Consider the following 16772-nt stretch of genomic DNA (forward strand, 5'->3'; position numbering starts at 1 on the left):
ATCACACCTCCAGCAGCGCGCGCGGCACTTTGAATACCGCCTTGCGCACGGTCATCGGGGCATCAGCCGCACACAGCGCCTGATGCGGCTCGCCGGGAAGAAATACCGCGAAATCTCCACGCTTAAGGGTGATGCTCACCGGATGCACCGCCCCGGGGGCGATATAAAGATCCGGCTTGCGCTCTTCGTCGTCCTCCTGCGCCAGCGACTGCATTCCGGCGTTGATGATTTCCACACCCGACAGCACCACCTGAATATCCGCCCACTGATGATGATATTCCGTATGGCGCTGCGCCTGCGGCTGGGTCTGCGCCGGGCCGATATGGCAGAACCACGGACAGCCTTCCGGCTGCCAGCGTCCGTCATCCCGGGCGGCCAGCGCCGCCAGAGAGCAGTCCGGGCGATCGAGTATCTCACGCAGAGCGGCGGGGAGCCCTGCCAGCGGCAGGGCGTTAAGGTGTCCGATAATCACCGTTGCGACTCCTTCACCCATTCCGGCGAGACGTGCACGTATTTGATCGCCTGACGGAAATACGTATAGGCGATATGCAGCGACCCGTCGGCACCCTGTTTAATGCTCGGATAGGAGAACTCGCGGTTGAGCTTCTCCAGCGAGTTATTGGTCATGCAGTAGCCGTCGCCCTCGTCGAGGTTGCGCTGCCAGGCCCAGCTTTTCCCGCCGTCGGCGGAAATCGCCACGGTCATTGGCGCGCGCGGGGCGCCCCAGAAGGCGGCGCGGCCGTGGGTGACCTCCGGCTCTTTACGCCCGTCGCCGTCGTCGATCTCGTCGTACAGCGAGGCGCGACGCTCCAGCGCACCCGCCGCACTCATGTGGTTAAACACCAGCGCCAGCTCACCGCTGGCAAGCGTTGTAACCTGAATCGACGAGTTGTTGTTCGGCAGCTCAGTCGGCTCCGGCACAGACCAGCTTTCGCCGTTGTCGAGCGACTGGCTGATGTAGATATTGTCCGCCCAGCGGCTACGGTACAGCGCCACCAGGTGGCCGTTGTTTAGGGCGGTGATGTTCATGTGCACGCAGCCCAGGCTTTCAGGCACCTCGACATCGCGCCAGCTCTGACCCTGGTCTTCAGAGATTTTCACCGCGCTGATGTCATCGTTGCCCACCCATTTTTCACCCGGCTGTGTGCGGCAGTAAAAGACCGGCAGCAGCCAGTTGCCGTTATCCAGCACCACAATCGGCTGGCGGATAAAGGTGCCGGGCTTATCCAGCAGGGTGGCGATCTCGCCCCAGGTCTGGCCCAGATCGCGTGACTGGCGATAGCGCACGATGGCGGTATCCTGGTTGCCGGAGAGCTGGGCGGTCCACAGCAGCCACAGCACGTTGTCCGGGGCGAGGAACAGCACCGGGTTCTGCTCCGAGCGGCTGGCGTCGTCGGAGAGTTTCACCGCCTCGCTCCACTGGTTACTGCCGGGAGCCAGGCGCGACCCCCACACCGAAATATCAGCGATCCCTTCCTGGGTGCCGCCGAACCAGACGCACATCAGGGTGCCGTCCGGCAGCGGCAGCAGGTTTGCTGCGTGATTCTGCGGGCATGAAGAGGGCAGCATCGCCGTTTCCACGCGGCCATCCTCTGGCTGCGGGCGAACAATCCCGTCACGGGTTACGGTTACAGACATATCAGACTCCATTATGTTGAACAGGGGCAGGCGCTTTGCGATCCGCTTTATTCGGGATCAGACGGTCGAGGACCATAATCACCGCCGGGGTGATCAGCGCGATATACATATTGTTGATGCCAAACGGGTCGCCGAGCAGATACCACAGGGAGGTCACGACGCAGGCCCCAATCAGACCAGCGTTCGCCCCGCGGGTGCTCTTAAAGAACGGCGCATAGAAGGCAATCACCGCCACCACCGTAATCGACAGACGAATGGCGCGGGTGAAGAACGACAGCTTCAGCACCTCCGGCACCAGCAGGACGAAAATCAGCGGCAGGAAGCCAATCAGCAGCGACATCCAGCGGGTGGCTTTAAACTCCTGCTCCGGGGTTGGGTTGCGGTAAGGCACGTAGAAATCTTTCACCACCAGCGAGGCGATGGCCAGCGCCACGGTACTTACGCTGACGAATATTGACGCCACAAGTGACGTTGTCACAAGACCGGCCACCCACGGGTTCATGTCCTGCAGGAAGATAGGCATGGCGTACAGGCTGTCGATCTCCGGGTGGAGATACTTGGCGGCAACGCCAATCACCGCAATCGCCAGGGCGATCGGCAGGCAGAAGAAGAAGGCGACCCAGGTGGCGCGTTTGGCCGACTTCACGTCTTTGGTGGAGGAGATAGCCTGGATCACAAACTGGGTGCAGAAGATGGAGCCGATGGTGCCGATCAGCCAGGCAAAGATGGTGCTGGCCCCGATGTTGCCGTCCCAGGTCCAGTAGTATGACGGCATCTGCTCGATCATCGGCGTAAAGCCGCCGGTTTTCGAGAGCGCGAAGCCCATGATCACCAGGATACCGAAATACTTCAGGGCGCTGTGCAGCAGCGTCACCCAGGCCACGCCCTTCATGCCGCCAAAGGCGAAGTAGAAGGTACTGACGATAGCCGTGATAAAGGCGGCAACCGGCAGGTTGACTTTCAGGACGGTGGAGATCGCCGCCGCGCCAGAAACGTAGTTGCCAACGTTCACCAGCAGCAGGGCGTAGATCATGATAATCGAGATGATGTTTTTGGTGCTGGTGCCGTACTTCTCGGCAATCGCCCCGGAGATGGTGATTTTGCCGGTGTTATAGATGCGTTTCACCAGCAGCAGGCCGAACAGCGGGAAGCCGATAGCCGCGCCAATCACCGACCAGGAGGCGGCAAAACCGTCTTCGAACGCCGCCTGGGCGGTGCCGATGGTGGATTTAGCACCGATGTATTCAGACATCAGCAGGATCCCGACGATGAACGCCGGCATCGCCCGGGAGCCTTCCATAAAATCGCCGGAGTTTTTACTGCGCAAGCGGAAGGTCAGCCAGGTGGTAAACAGGATGTAGACAATCACGATGCCTACGATGATCAGGGTGTCTTCAGCGGTAAAATTGTTCATCTTTGCCTCTCTTCAGGGCGTAGGAAACCTGGGCACCCGTGGTGCCCGGTATTCTTATGGACGAAATCAAACGCCGGTTACTGCAGTGACTTCGTCACTATCTGGCGGATCTGTTCAGTCTGTTGCGCATCGAAAGCCACCGCGTAGCGGCTTTCACCTACCTCTTCGCCCATCACCTGCAGCGCTTTTTTCACCGCCGCCGGGGAGAAGGCCACTTTATATAAATTGGTACGCAGTTCAGTAACCCCTTCCTGCGCCTGACGCGAGCCGTCGATATCCCCCGCATGGAAACGCGTCCAGATAGCGTTAATTGCCTCCGGGGCGACGTTCGCCAGCCCGGAAATACAGGCCGAACAGCCCTCGACAAAGCCCTGATGGATCAGCGAGTCCGGGCCGTTCAGCACGTCGAAACCGTCGATACCCTCGGCGGCTTTCAGGAACCCGCTCAGGCTCTCGTAGCTGCCCGCGCTGTCCTTAATGCCGATGATATTCGGATGCGAGGCCAGCACCCGCGCGGTCTGCGGCTCGATGGTGTTGCCGGTACGCGCCGGGATGTTATAGAGGAATACCGGCACGCTCAGGGCATCGGCGATGGCGGTGTAGTGGCTGATGAGTTCCGCCTGGGTCAGGGGCACAAACCACGGGGTGATCACCGAGACGGCATCCACGCCCAGGGTTTCAACCTGCTTACCGAGTCGGATAGTGGCCCGGGTGGAGATCTCCCCGATATGCGCCACCACCGGTGCACGCCCGGCGACCTCTTCCACGCAGGCGCGGGTGACGGCCACTTTTTCCTCTTCGGTGAGGACGAAAAACTCACCGTTGGTGCCGCCGCAGAAGATGCCGTTTCCCGCCGCCAGCTGCCGCTGGATCTGACGCTTCAGCCCCGGCAGATGCAGGTCGCCGTCATCGGTAAAGGGGGTGACGATCGCCGTCAGCACGCCTTCAATCTTGTTACGCATTATTCACTCCTTCGAGTTTAAATTTCGGGGAACAGGGTCTGGTAGATGCCCTGTACCTCGGCATGGCTGACCTGACGCGGGGCATTGTTCATCAGGCGTTTTACGTTCAGCGCGGCATCGCTCAGTGAAGCGATATCTTCCCGCGGTACGCCCAGCGTCTCGAGGTTGTCCGGTAAATTGAGGCGGCGTACCAGCGCGGCAAACCACTCAACCAGCGCGTGGGATTTCTCCTCCGCCGACAGGGAGGTATCGGCACCTGGCACCAGATCCCACACCCGGGCGAATTTTTCTACCGCGTCCGGGCGCACCACGCGCATGCAGGGCGCCAGCAGAATGGCGTTCGCCACGCCGTGCGGCAGGTGATATTTGCCGCCAAGCGGATAGGAAAGGGCATGCACCAGATGGGTCCCGGCATGGGCAATCGCCACGCCGCCGTAGTAAGAGGCCCACAGCATTTCGAGCTTCGCCATCAGGTTGTGCGGCTCGGCGCAGGCGGTTTCGATGTTATTCACCAGCTTGCGCAGTCCTGTCAGCGCCGCGTTATCGCTCACCGGGTTGGCGACGGTGGCGGTATAGCACTCGATCAGATGGCAGAGGGCGTCGATCCCGGTTGAAGAGGCAATGTGCGGCGGCATGCTGGTGGTGAGTTCCGGCAGCAGCGCCACGTAATCCGGCAGCAGAACCGGGGAGATAATGCCGACTTTGGTGCTCTGCTCGGGAATGGCGAGGATGGCGTTTGGCGTGGCTTCGGAGCCGGTACCGGCGCTGGCCGGGATCAGCAGCGACGCGAGGCGCTCGGTCGGTTTTTCGCCTGCCAGCAGAGCATCCAGCCCCGGTGATGCCGGATGACACAGCACGGAGAGCAGCTTCGCCACATCCAGTACGCTGCCGCCGCCCACACCCACCACCAGATCAAAGGCGGTATCGTCGATCTCCGCCAGCAGGGCGCGGACATCGTGATGCGTTGGCTCCGGCGGCACGCTCTCAATCACGCTGAGGCTACGGTTGTCGGCTTCCAGCAGGGCGCGGATGGCGCGGGCGGCGTCCAGACGGGCGATATTGCCGTCGGTGACCAGTAAAAGGCGCGTCTTGCCTGCCAGCAGTGGTGCAAGGGCCGGGATCGCACCCGCACCGCTGATAATCGTACTGTTAATGGTTAACACTTTGCTCTCCTGTTGCTGCGTCTGTGATTGATTTCGCTCAACGCAGCCAATCACAGTCATCGTGTGTCTAAATTTATAATTTATTCGTAAACCGAATAACTTGATCTTGCTCACATATAATCAATCATGATTGAATATAATCATTAACAGGAAATGCAAACCTCTGGGGATGAAAGTGAATAACCTGAACAGAGACATCGTGGTGATTGCCGACGACTTTACCGGTGCCAACGATGCGGGTGTGAGCCTGGCGCTGAGCGGCAAAAAAGTCAGCGTCGCCTTTAAGACACCCTTTACCGACGACACCGATGCGCTGGTTATTAATAGCGATAGCCGGGCGATGAAGGCATCAGAGGCCGCTGAAAAACTGGCGCAGTATGCCGCCGACGTTCACGCCGCTCACTGGCTTATCAAGAAAATTGACTCGACCCTTCGCGGCAACCCGGGCGCTGAGGTTGAGGCGCTGCTCAGGCTCAGCGGTAAACGGCAGGCGATTATCGCCCCGGCGTTCCCGGCGGCCGGGCGCACCACGGAAAACGGCGTCTGCCTGGTGAAGGGTGTGCCGGTGACCGACACCGAATTTGCCAGCGACCCGAAAACCCCGGTGCGCCACGCGCAAATCGCGGCAGTGCTGGCGGAACAAACCGCGCTTACAAGCGTGGTGATCACCCCAGAGCAGCTTGCGGCGGCTCTGGAGAGTGACGCCCGGTTAGTGATTGTGGATGCCCGCAGTGACGAAGAGCTGGATCGGATTGTCGCTGCGGCGTTTGCCCGGGATGAGCGCCCGCTGCTGGTGGGCTCCGCCGGGCTGTGCGATGCCCTGGCCCGCCGTCTTGCCACTCCGCGCCAGCTGCTGGCGGTCATCGGTTCGATGAGTGAAATCGCTCAGCAGCAGATCCAGCGCGTGCGCGGTCAGGACAATGTCAGCACGGTACTAATAGATATCAATGATGTGTTTAACGCGGCGATGGACGGATACCAGCAGCAGATCGCGGCGGCGCTGGCGGCAGGCCAGCACTGCGTGGTGCATACCTGCGCCGATACCCATGCCCGTCATCAGATAGACGCGATGTGCGAGCAGCGCGGACTAAGCCGCGCCGCGCTGGGGGAGACCATAAGCGCGTTTCTCGGGGAGCTGACGCGCAACGCGCTGGAGACCAGCCGTCCGGCGGCGCTGTATGTTTCCGGGGGCGACGTGGCAATGGCGGTGGCCAGCACGCTTAACGCACAAGGTTTTGCCATAACCGGACAGGTGGCCCAGTGCGTGCCGTTCGGTCGATTTTTGGGTTGTCGCTGGCAGGGGCCAGTCATGACCAAAGCGGGCGGTTTTGGTACTGAAACCACGCTGCTTGAGGTTTTGCATTTTATCGAGGAGAAGATGAGTGACTAATATCATTGCTGTAACGATGGGTGACCCGGCGGGCATCGGCCCGGAAATCATTATCAAATCCCTCACCGAGGGCGAGCTGTCCGGCGCGCCGGTGGTGGTGGTCGGCTGCGCCAGAACCCTGCAACGGGTGCTGGAGAAGGGCATCACCGCCCCGGCAGAGCTGCGGGTGGTCTCCCGCGTCAGCGAGGCGCATTTTGGCCCGGCAATCATCAACGTGCTGGATGAACCCCTGGCCGATCCCGAGGCGTTACAGCCGGGCGTAGTGCAGGCCCAGGCGGGGGATCTGGCCTACCGCTGCGTGCGTCGCGCGACCGAGCTGGCGATGGCGGGCGAAGTGAAAGCCATTGCCACCGCGCCGCTGAACAAAGAGGCGCTGCATCTGGCGGGCCATCACTATCCGGGCCATACCGAGCTGCTGGCGCACCTGACCGACAGCAAAGATTACGCGATGGTGCTCTATACGGATCAGCTGAAGGTCATTCACATCACCACCCACATCGCGTTGCGCAAATTCCTTGATACCCTGAACCAGGATCGGGTAAAAACCGTGATTGGCATTGCGGATACCTTCCTCAAACGCGTGGGCTATGACAATCCGCGTATCGCCGTGGCCGGGGTTAACCCGCACGCCGGGGAGAACGGCCTGTTTGGCGACGAAGAGATAAAGATTGTTGGCCCGGCCGTTGAGGCGATGAAAGCGAAGGGGCTGAACGTGTATGGGCCGTGCCCGCCGGATACGGTGTTTATGCAGTGCCACGAGGGCATGTACGACATGGTGGTGGCGATGTATCACGATCAGGGGCATATTCCGCTAAAATTACTCGGTTTTTACGACGGGGTGAACATCACCGCCGGGCTGCCGTTTATCCGGACCTCTGCCGACCACGGTACCGCGTTCGACATTGCGTGGACAGGTAAAGCGAAGTCTGAGAGCATGACGGTTTCTATCCAGTTAGCGATGCAAATCACACGGGAATAATATGAAGGGATATAGCCGGTTAGAACAGATAATGGACTACCTGAAAGGGCACAATCTGGTGACGGTGGATCAGCTGGTGGCGGCAACGGATGCCTCGCCCGCGACCATTCGCCGCGATCTGATTAAGCTCGATCAGGAGGGGGTTATCAGCCGTACCCACGGCGGCGTCACCCTTAACCGGTTCATCCCTTCCCAGCCCACCACCAGTGAAAAGATGCACCGCAGCCTGGCGGAGAAACACGATATCGCCTGCGCGGCGGCCAGTTTTGTGAAAGCCGGCGACGCGGTGGTGCTTGATGCGGGCACCACGATGATTGAACTCGCGCGTCAGCTGACCCACCTTCCGCTGCGCGTGATCACCAGCGATCTGCATATCGCCCTGTTTTTATCGGAGTTTAAGCAGATCGAAGTGACAATTATTGGCGGGCGCATCGACGATACCAGCCAGTCCTGCATCGGCGAGCATGGCCGCCGCATGTTGCAGAACATCTGGCCGGATATCGCCTTTGTCAGCTGTAACGGCTGGGATCTGGAGCGCGGCATCACCGCGCCGACGGAAGAGAAAGCGGCACTGAAGCGCGATCTGATTGCCAACGCCCGACGCCGCGTCCTGCTGGCCGACAGCTCAAAATATGGCGCCTGGTCGCTGTTTAACGTGGTGCACCTCAACTCCCTGACGGATATCGTCACCGATAAACGTCTGGACGAAGGCGTGCAGCAGACCTTAAGCCAGCTGGATACGACCTTGACCTTAGCGCCCTGAGGGCGCAATGGTCAGACGCAGCTATAAGTTAAAAATATGCCGCTCCGTTTTTCTTCCGGCGTTAAGGTGGTGAAAAACGACAAAAGGAGCCTGCCATGTATTCCATCACCTCTGAATCACCCGCCCATCCGGACATCACCACCCTGATTGCTGCTCTGGACCAGTATCAGAGCACGCTTTATCCGGCAGAGAGCAACCATCTGCTGGATCTGACCCAGCTTCCTGAGCATGCACTGATTATGATGGTGATCCGCGATCGCCAGCTTAACGCCGTCGGCTGCGGGGCAATCGTGCTGAACGGCGACGGCAGCGGGGAGATGAAGCGGGTTTATATCGATCCGACCCATCGCGGGCAGCGGTTGGGTGAAAAGCTGCTGGCAGCGCTGGAAGATGAAGCCCAGAGCCGCGGGTGTCATACTCTGCGACTGGAGACCGGGATCAAGCAGCTGTCGGCCATCTCTCTGTATGAACGCAGCGGCTACCAGCAGTGCGCGGCGTTTGCGCCGTATCAACCCGACCCGCTGAGCCTGTTTATGGAGAAGTTGCTGGTGGCTGACCTTCGTTTAGCAGTGCTATAAACGCCTCCAGCTGCCGGGTCATTGCACCCCGACGCCACACCAGCCAGGTGGTGAGCCAGCGCCAGTTTTCCGCCAGCGGCCAGGCCTCTACCTGCTGATGACCAGGCATACTTTCCAGCATTGAGCGCGGCATCAGCGCGATGCCCGCTCCGGCAATCACACACGCCAGCATGCCGTGATAGGACTCCATCTCATGGATGCGTCCCGGCGTGGCGCGATCCGCATGAAACCAGCTTTCAAAGTGACGGCGATAGGAACAGTTCGCGCGAAAGGCATAGATGTCGCGCCCGCTGATTTCGGTGGCCCGTTTAACCTCAGGATCGCCAGCCGGTACCACCAGCATCATCTCCTCCCGGTAGACCGGCATGCCTTCAAGTTCGGGGTGGGACAGGGGCCCATCGACAAACGCCGCGCTCAGGGTGCCTTCCAGCACGCCATCAATCATCGTCCCCGACGGACCGGTCGCCAGCGCAAACTGAATGCGCGGATAGCGCTGGTTAAACTGCGCCAGCGAGGCCGGGATGCGCACGGCTGCGGTGCTCTCCAGCGAACCGAGGGTGAAGAGGCCCTGAGGCTCATCGCCCGCCACCACCATCCGCGCTTCATCCACCAGGGCGAGGATCTGCCGACTGTAGCGTAAAAAGTTATGTCCCGCCGGGGAGAGGCGCAGCCGCTGGTTCTCGCGGATGAACAGCTCGACGCCAAGATCTGCCTCCAGCTGCTTGATGCGGGTGGTCAGATTTGAGGGCACGCGATGCACCTTCTGCGCGGCCTGGGTAATGCTGCCGGTCTGGGCGACGGCGTTAAACATCTCCAGCTGGGTCAGATCCATATCGTTCTCGTTTCGTGAATAAGGTGGTTATTATTATTCATTTTTAAGAAATAGCAGAGTGCGCCACACTAAATCAACACTTAATACACGGAGCACATCATGACGACTTCATCTGCGACCCATGCCCTGTCCATTAATCCGACTAACGGCGAAACCCTGGCCTCATGGCCGTGGGCCACCGTGACCGACGTTGAACATGCGCTTGCCCAAAGCGATACCGCGTTTCGCCAGTGGCGCAGCGTGCCTGTAGAGGCGCGTGCGCAAAAATTACGCGATCTCGGTGCAGCCCTGCGCAACCGTGGCGAAGAGATGGCGCAGATGATCACCCGTGAGATGGGCAAACCCATCGCCCAGGCGCGCGGGGAGGTGGCGAAATCCGCCGGTCTTTGCGACTGGTATGCCGAACATGGCCCGGCGATGCTGAGCACCGAAGCAACCCAGGTGGCGGACGCGGTGATTGAATATCGCCCGCTGGGCCCGGTGCTGGCAGTGATGCCGTGGAACTTCCCGCTGTGGCAGGTGCTGCGCGGCGCGGTGCCGATTATCCTGGCAGGCAACAGCTATCTGCTAAAGCACGCCCCGAACGTGCTGGGTGCCGCGAACCTGATTGAAGCTATTTTTACCGATGCCGGATTCCCGCAGGGGGTGTTTGGTCAGCTAAATGCCACCAACGACGGGGTAAGCCAGATGATTGCCGATCCGCGCATTGCGGCCGTCACCGTGACCGGCAGCCTGCGCGCCGGGGCGGCGATTGGTGCTCAGGCCGGGGCCGCGCTGAAAAAATGCGTCCTCGAGTTGGGCGGTTCCGATCCCTTTATTGTCCTCAATGATGCCGATCTGGATCTGGCGGTGAAAGCAGCGGTGACAGGGCGCTATCAGAACACCGGGCAGGTGTGTGCCGCGGCCAAGCGCTTTATCGTCGAAGCGGGAATTGCCGATGAGTTTACCCGTCGGTTTGTGGAGGCCACTGCGGCGCTGAAGATGGGCGCACCCGATAACGAGGAGAACTACCTCGGGCCGATGGCGCGTTTCGATCTGCGCGATGAGCTGCATCAGCAGGTGCAGGCGACGCTTGCCGAAGGCGCAACCCTGCTGCTGGGCGGCGAGAAGGTGGCCGGGGCAGGGAACTACTATGCGCCGACCGTGCTGGGCAACGTTACCCCGAACATGACCGCGTTTCGTCAGGAGATGTTCGGTCCGGTAGCGGCCATCACAGTAGCAACCGATGCCGATCACGCGCTGGCCCTGGCCAACGATAGCGATTTTGGCCTGTCGGCAACGGTGTTTAGCGCAAGCCAGGAGGCCGCGGATCGCTTTGCCCGTCAGCTTGAGTGCGGCGGGGTGTTTATCAACGGTTACAGCGCCAGCGATGCCCGCGTGGCGTTTGGCGGGGTGAAAAAGAGCGGCTTTGGACGGGAGCTGTCGCACTTTGGTTTGCATGAGTTCTGTAATGTGCAGACAGTGTGGAAAGATCGGGTTTAATCCTCTGCCGATGTTTTGCCGGGTGGCGCTGCGCTTACCCGGCCTACAAAATCCCAGACCTGTGCAAGCGCAGCGCCGCCGGGCGTCTGTCATCATTCTGAAATAGTTCTGTCATTTTCACTGCGTAGACTCGCCCACGTCTAAGTCATTGTTAATGAATAAATTATGAACTTAATGCAAATTTTTCGTCGCATTACTCCCCGGCAGTTTGGTTTGCTGGCGGGGATCTTCTGCATCATCGGGCTCTTTTCCGCGCTGCAAATCTCTTCATCGGTCTTACTTTCCGTCTCGCTGCGCGATGCCCAGCGCAATGAACAGCGTAACCAGATGGCTTATCTGCAACAGGCGAAGGTCGATCAGGCGCGCATCTCCCTGCTGGCGGCAAGCGATCTGCTTAACCGGGCGGGGGTTTACTTTATGCAGGATAAAGAGACCGGTTCGGACGGAAGCTGGCACAGCCTGATGGACGAGGCGCAACAGGCGTTACGCGATTCACAGCAGGCCTGGCAGGCGTGGCAGGCGATGAGTCCGCCGCGGGATGAGGCGCTGCTTAACAGCTACCAACTCTTTTTCGATGCCATCCGCGAACAGGCCGACGGGCTGGTGAACGGCCAGTCGATTGATGCCTTTTTTGCCGTGCCCGCCCAGGCGTTTCAGGCGGATTTTAATGACAACTATGCCCGCTATCAGCAGGCCAGCGCCCAGCGCGCAACCGAGGGGCGGCAGTTGCTAACCGCCAGTCTTTCGAAGCTGCAATCGCTGTTTTTACTGGCTCCGGTGGTGCTGCTGGCTATCGCAGTGGCGGTGTGGTTTGCGATGTCCCGCTGGGTGATCGTCCCGCTGCGTCGGCTGATCGCCCATATCAATCTGCTGGCGGCGGGGGATCTCTCTGCGCCTGCACCCACTGTTAAACGTTTTAACCGCGAGATTGCGCAGCTTGGCGACAGCGTGGATACCCTGCAGCAGGGGCTGCAGCAGCTGGTGACCCAGGTCAGCGAGGCCACCACCTCTATGGTGAGCAATATTGGCTCGCTGGCGCAGGGGAATCAGGATCTGTATCACCAGTCTGCGCGTCAGGCGCAGGAGCTGAAAGAGGTCACGGCGCATATTGCCGCGCTGGAAACACACGTCGAGGGGAACAGCGGCTATGCCAGGCTGGCCAGCTCGCGGGCGGACGAAGCCCGGGAGATGGCGGCGGGCGGCGACCGGATGATGGAGACGGTTAATGCCTCAATGGCGGCAATCGTGGAGCGCTCCTCGGAGATGCGCGGCATCGTGGCGATCATCGATAACGTGGCGTTCCAGACCAACATTCTGGCGCTGAACGCGGCCATCGAAGCGGCCCATGCCGGTAATCAGGGACGCGGCTTTGCCGTGGTGGCGCGGGAAGTGGGCCTGCTGGCGCGCAAAAGCAGCCATTCGACCCAGACTATCCAGGAGCTGATCAACCACTCGTTGCAGGGCATTGAGGATGGCTCGAAAGCGGTCACCCGGCTGGAGGATAACCTGCAGCAGGTGATTGGTCTGGTGGGTAATCTCTGCAGCCTGCTGAATGAGATCTCCGTTGCCACCCTTAGCCAGGGCGACAGCATTCACCGTATGACCAATCAGCTGCAGGCGCTGAATCAGGTGGCTCGCCAGACCGATGTGCTGGTGAATACCGCCTCCGAAGCCTCCCAGCGGCTGCATGATGAGTCCGGTCTGCTGTTGCAGGCCGTCTCGCGGTTCCGACTTCCTGCCTGACGTCATCCATAAGCCTCTGTTATACTCGCAGGCCGTTTTTGGCCTGTGAGCAAGGAGCAACCGATGGCTGCGAACATCACTAATCAGATGCTGGACGCCATTCTGGCGCAAGTACGTCCTCTGTTGGGCAAGGGCAAAGTGGCCGATTACATCCCGGCGCTGGCCTCGGTCAACGGCAACAAACTCGGGATTGCCATCAGCACCGTGGACGGACAACACTTTCAGGCCGGGGATGCCGCCGAGCGCTTCTCCATCCAGTCGATTTCCAAAGTCCTGAGCCTGGTGGCGGCCATGCGCCAGTATGACGAGGACGAGATCTGGCAGCGGGTCGGGAAAGATCCCTCCGGGCAGCCGTTCAACTCCCTGCTGCAGCTGGAGATCGAACAGGGCAAACCGCGTAACCCGTTCATCAACGCCGGGGCGCTGGTGGTGTGCGACATGCTGCAAAGCCGTCTGAGCGCACCGCGCCAGCGGATGCTGGAGATCGTGCGCCAGCTCTCCGGGGTGAGTGATATCGGCTACGATGCCGCCGTCGCCCGGTCCGAATTCGAACACTCGGCGCGCAATGCGGCGATCGCCTGGCTGATGAAGTCGTTCGGTAATTTCCATAACGACGTGCCGACGGTCCTGCAAAACTACTTCCACTACTGCGCCCTGAAGATGAACTGTGTCGAGCTGGCGAACACCTTTCTGTTTCTGGCTGCCCAAGGTTATGCCCCGCATCTGTCTGAGCCCGTCGTGACGCCGATGCAGGCCCGGCAGGTCAATGCCCTGATGGCGACGAGCGGAATGTATCAGAACGCCGGTGAGTTCGCCTGGCGGGTGGGGTTGCCGGCTAAATCGGGGGTTGGCGGCGGGGTAGTGGCCATTGTCCCTCACGAGATGGCGATTGCGGTCTGGAGCCCGGAGCTGGACGAAACGGGGAACTCCCTGGCGGGTGTGGCGGTGCTGGAACACCTCACCCAGCAGCTGGGACGTTCGGTCTATTAAGCCGCTGTGCCGTTATGCTGACGGCACAACTAATAAGCAGAGCTAAAGGGATGATGATCGTTATCCCATTAATGTGATATAAATTAATGCCAAACTTTTAACATTCATCCGCGCGGATGCTAACTCAGTGTTAAAAGCAACCCTACGGATTGAAATTGCATGCCTTCTGCTAACACCAGAACATTCACATTATTTGACCCGCAATCCCCGTTCCGAAATGCAGCGGGTATATTTGTATTAACCACGCTGTTCTATTTTATTGGCGCGCAGCTGCGTCTGGTGGAATCCCTGTCGATGTTCTGGCCGCTGAATGGCGTGATGGCGGGCCTGTTTGCTCGTTACGCTTACCTGAACCGGCTGCACTATTACGCAGTATCCTATATTGCCATGCTGCTATATGACCTTATCACCACCAACTGGGGCATTACCTCGCTGGGTATTAACCTGTCGAATATGGTGTTTATCGTTATTGTTGCCCTGCTGGTCCAGCGTGATAAACGGCTAAAAAATACCACTCCGGATCCGGTGAATGCGCTGAGGCTGTTTAACTATTGTCTGCTGGCCGCACTGCTGTGTGCTCTGGTCGGGGCGGCAGTGTCGGGCGGGGTGGACAGTCGTGACTTCTGGCCGCTGGTCGCCGACTGGTTCAGCGAACAGTTCTCCACCGGGGTGTTAATCGTGCCCTGCATGCTGACCATCACCTGGCCCAGGTTCAACCGGGCTATGCGTGCCGATCACCTGATGCCGGTCGTTGTGCTGATCGTCTCCGTCGTAGCCTCGGTGGCGATCGGCGGGGCCGGTGCGCTGGCGTTTCCGATGCCGGCGCTGATCTGGTGTGCGGTGCGCTATTCGCTGCCGGCCACCTGTCTTCTGACCTTTGTTACCGGCGCGGTGGAGATCACCCTGGTCGGCAACGCCATTATTACCATTGTGGCGACGACGCCGATCACCACGCCGATGATGTTCTCGGCCAGGCTTGGGATCGCCACCATGGCCATCTGTCCGGTCATGGTGTCGGTGAGCATGGCGGCCATCAACTCGCTGATCCGCCAGGTCTCCCTGCGCGCCGATTATGACTATCTGACCCAGGTCTACTCCCGCTCCGGGCTGTATGAGGCGCTTAAAAACAGTGAAGGGAAGCGCAATAGCCCGCGTCTGACGGTGATGCTGCTGGATATCGACTACTTCAAAAGTATCAACGACAACTATGGTCACGAGTGCGGTGATACCGTGCTGGCCGCCTTTGCCCGCAAAGTGCAGGAGACGGTGGGCAACGAAGGGCTGGTGGCGCGGATGGGCGGCGAGGAGTTTGCGGTGGTGGTCAATTCCGCTTCCGCAGAGCGGGGGTACGCCCTGGCGGAACGAATCCGCACTACGGTTGAACAACATCCGTTCGACTGGCGCGGTCAGTCGCTGTTTTTAACCGTCAGTATTGGTCTGGGCAGTGGGAAATCGGAGCCGTCGCAGCTGACGGACGTATTTAATCGTCTGATGACCGAAGCGGATGATTATCTGTATCGTTCGAAAAAAGCAGGCCGAAATCGTACCAGCGCCCGAATGACAGAGATAAAAACTGCCGAACAAAACGCAACGGCTACGGAACAGCTGTAAACGTTTGCATGCCCATGGGACGGGCACCTGCCATATATTTACAAAACTGATAAATGCCTTGATACGCATTTTCATCGTCAATAATATAAAGGGGTGATTATATCGGAAAATTCGTGTGATGAACGGAACTGACAGACTCAGTAAACCCCCTCGCGTGCCTGGCAGTCGGTTTATCAAACGCATGTATGTGATGCGAGTGCTTGGAACCTTTCTCTGCTTTTTACCTATCCTCTCTGTCCTGCTGGAACAGCAACGTTCAGGCTGGCTTATAGGTCTTCTGGCGGTCAACGCTTTTGTCTGGCCGACGCTGGCCTGGTGGCGCGCCCGGCGCTCACCCTCGCCGCTGCGTACCGAACATCAGAACCTGGTGTTTGACGCCGGGGCAGGCGGCTTCTGGATCGCCATGATGGCGGCCAACCCGCTGCCCTCTGTCACCATTGCCACGATCTTACTTGCCGACCGGCTGGCGGCGGGTGGTTTCCCGTTGATGAAAAAAGCCGGTGCGGTGATGCTGGCGGTGTTTATGGCCAGCTGGCTGACCCAGGGGATGGCGCTGGTGCCGTGGGTTTCCCAGCGCACTATGTACGCCACGCTGCCGCTGATTGGGATCTATACCGTGGCGCTGAGCGTGCTCACTAACAGCATCGCCGTGCGGCTGCGCTTTAAATCCCGCGAGCTGGAGCGTATTGCGATGATGGATCCGCTCCTCGACATTGCCAACCGGCGTCTGCTGGAGAAACGCATCGATCATGAGCTGCATAAACTGCAGCAAACCTGTCGCGATTCGGCGCTGATGTTTATCGATATCGACAACTTTAAAGAGGTCAACGACCGCTTCGGCCATAAGGTGGGGGATATGCTATTAGTGACAGTGTCACAGATACTGCACATCGCCACCCGCCAGAGCGATACCCCGGCGCGTCTGGGCGGGGATGAGTTTGTGATCCTGCTTCCCGACACCACCCTCGACGAAGCACGAATGGTCGCCACGCGGATTATGGATGCGGCGGCGGTAATAGAAGATGTCGCCGAAGAGGCGGTTCAGTGCACCATGAGTATCGGCATTGCCTGCGCCACCCGGGAGATGGGAAATGTTACGGACTGGTTACAGGCTGCCGACGCCGCGCTCTATCAGGCGAAACGCGACGGGAAAAACCGCATATTTGCCCACTAACCGGCCTCAGGATGCGCTAAGCTTTTAAAAAGCCTGACGTCCGGACGGAGCCC

Annotated in this window: 15 protein-coding genes; 9 read left to right on the forward strand and 6 right to left on the reverse strand. The window is 59.6% G+C overall.

Features of this window, described 5'->3' with window-relative positions:
- Position 1 precedes the first annotated feature (1 nt).
- The 5 genes from ACOYA6_RS06500 to ACOYA6_RS06520 form a co-directional block, all read right to left on the reverse strand.
- Positions 2–472, reverse strand: a complete 471-nt coding sequence (locus ACOYA6_RS06500) for a NanQ anomerase/TabA/YiaL family protein (RefSeq protein ID WP_422654300.1) — start codon at positions 470–472, stop codon at positions 2–4.
- The gene (locus tag ACOYA6_RS06505; RefSeq protein ID WP_138368906.1) at positions 469–1638 is read right to left on the reverse strand and encodes a sialidase family protein; all 1170 of its coding nucleotides are present in this window, start codon (positions 1636–1638) and stop codon (positions 469–471) included. Before ACOYA6_RS06505 ends, ACOYA6_RS06500 begins: the two co-directional genes overlap by 4 nt.
- 1 nt (position 1639) lies before the next feature.
- Positions 1640–3052 (reverse strand): sodium:solute symporter family protein, encoded by a 1413-nt coding sequence (locus ACOYA6_RS06510; RefSeq protein ID WP_039028819.1) that lies wholly within the window; start codon positions 3050–3052, stop codon positions 1640–1642.
- A gap of 77 nt (positions 3053–3129) precedes the next feature.
- On the reverse strand, positions 3130–4014 hold the full coding sequence (locus ACOYA6_RS06515) for a dihydrodipicolinate synthase family protein (protein ID WP_422654301.1): 885 nt from the start codon (positions 4012–4014) through the stop codon (positions 3130–3132).
- A 17-nt stretch (positions 4015–4031) separates the two neighbouring features.
- Positions 4032–5177 carry an iron-containing alcohol dehydrogenase gene (locus tag ACOYA6_RS06520; protein WP_422654302.1) on the reverse strand — a complete coding sequence of 382 codons (1146 nt, stop codon included), beginning with the start codon at positions 5175–5177 and terminating at the stop codon, positions 4032–4034.
- Positions 5178–5346: 169 nt separating this feature from the next.
- Between ACOYA6_RS06520 and dtnK the strand changes: the two genes are divergently transcribed.
- The 4 genes from dtnK (at position 5347) to ACOYA6_RS06540 (ending at position 8887) form a co-directional block, all read left to right on the forward strand.
- Positions 5347–6567, forward strand: a complete 1221-nt coding sequence (dtnK, locus tag ACOYA6_RS06525; RefSeq protein WP_422654303.1) for a D-threonate kinase — start codon at positions 5347–5349, stop codon at positions 6565–6567.
- Positions 6560–7546, forward strand: coding sequence for a D-threonate 4-phosphate dehydrogenase (locus ACOYA6_RS06530; protein WP_138368911.1), 987 nt, complete (start codon positions 6560–6562; stop codon positions 7544–7546). Before dtnK ends, ACOYA6_RS06530 begins: the two co-directional genes overlap by 8 nt.
- Position 7547: 1 nt before the next feature.
- Positions 7548–8309, forward strand: coding sequence for a DeoR/GlpR family DNA-binding transcription regulator (locus ACOYA6_RS06535; protein ID WP_039028815.1), 762 nt, complete (start codon positions 7548–7550; stop codon positions 8307–8309).
- A gap of 95 nt (positions 8310–8404) precedes the next feature.
- Positions 8405–8887, forward strand: a complete 483-nt coding sequence (locus ACOYA6_RS06540; RefSeq protein ID WP_039028814.1) for a GNAT family N-acetyltransferase — start codon at positions 8405–8407, stop codon at positions 8885–8887.
- On the opposite strand, the gene ptrR is transcribed toward ACOYA6_RS06540, so the two are convergent.
- A complete protein-coding gene (gene ptrR, locus ACOYA6_RS06545; RefSeq protein ID WP_039028813.1) occupies positions 8841–9719 on the reverse strand; it encodes a putrescine utilization regulator PtrR in 879 nt (292 codons plus the stop codon). The genes ACOYA6_RS06540 and ptrR overlap by 47 nt on opposite strands.
- A 99-nt stretch (positions 9720–9818) precedes the next feature.
- On the opposite strand from ptrR, the gene sad reads away from it, so the two are divergent.
- From sad to ACOYA6_RS06570, 5 genes are all read left to right on the forward strand, one after another.
- Positions 9819–11201, forward strand: coding sequence for a succinate-semialdehyde dehydrogenase (gene sad, locus ACOYA6_RS06550; RefSeq protein ID WP_422654304.1), 1383 nt, complete (start codon positions 9819–9821; stop codon positions 11199–11201).
- Between the two features lie 165 nt (positions 11202–11366).
- Complete coding sequence (locus ACOYA6_RS06555; protein WP_422654305.1) at positions 11367–12944, forward strand: methyl-accepting chemotaxis protein; 1578 nt, start codon at positions 11367–11369, stop codon at positions 12942–12944.
- A gap of 63 nt (positions 12945–13007) precedes the next feature.
- Positions 13008–13934 carry a glutaminase B gene (glsB, locus tag ACOYA6_RS06560; RefSeq protein ID WP_422654306.1) on the forward strand — a complete coding sequence of 309 codons (927 nt, stop codon included), beginning with the start codon at positions 13008–13010 and terminating at the stop codon, positions 13932–13934.
- Between the two features lie 159 nt (positions 13935–14093).
- Positions 14094–15545 carry a GGDEF domain-containing protein gene (locus tag ACOYA6_RS06565; protein ID WP_422654307.1) on the forward strand — a complete coding sequence of 484 codons (1452 nt, stop codon included), beginning with the start codon at positions 14094–14096 and terminating at the stop codon, positions 15543–15545.
- Positions 15546–15726: 181 nt separating this feature from the next.
- Positions 15727–16719 carry a sensor domain-containing diguanylate cyclase gene (locus ACOYA6_RS06570; protein WP_422654510.1) on the forward strand — a complete coding sequence of 331 codons (993 nt, stop codon included), beginning with the start codon at positions 15727–15729 and terminating at the stop codon, positions 16717–16719.
- The last annotated feature ends 53 nt before the right edge of the window (positions 16720–16772 follow it).

The organism is Leclercia barmai, assembly GCF_049312895.1.
In the GTDB taxonomy this organism is placed as follows: domain Bacteria; phylum Pseudomonadota; class Gammaproteobacteria; order Enterobacterales; family Enterobacteriaceae; genus Enterobacter; species Enterobacter barmai.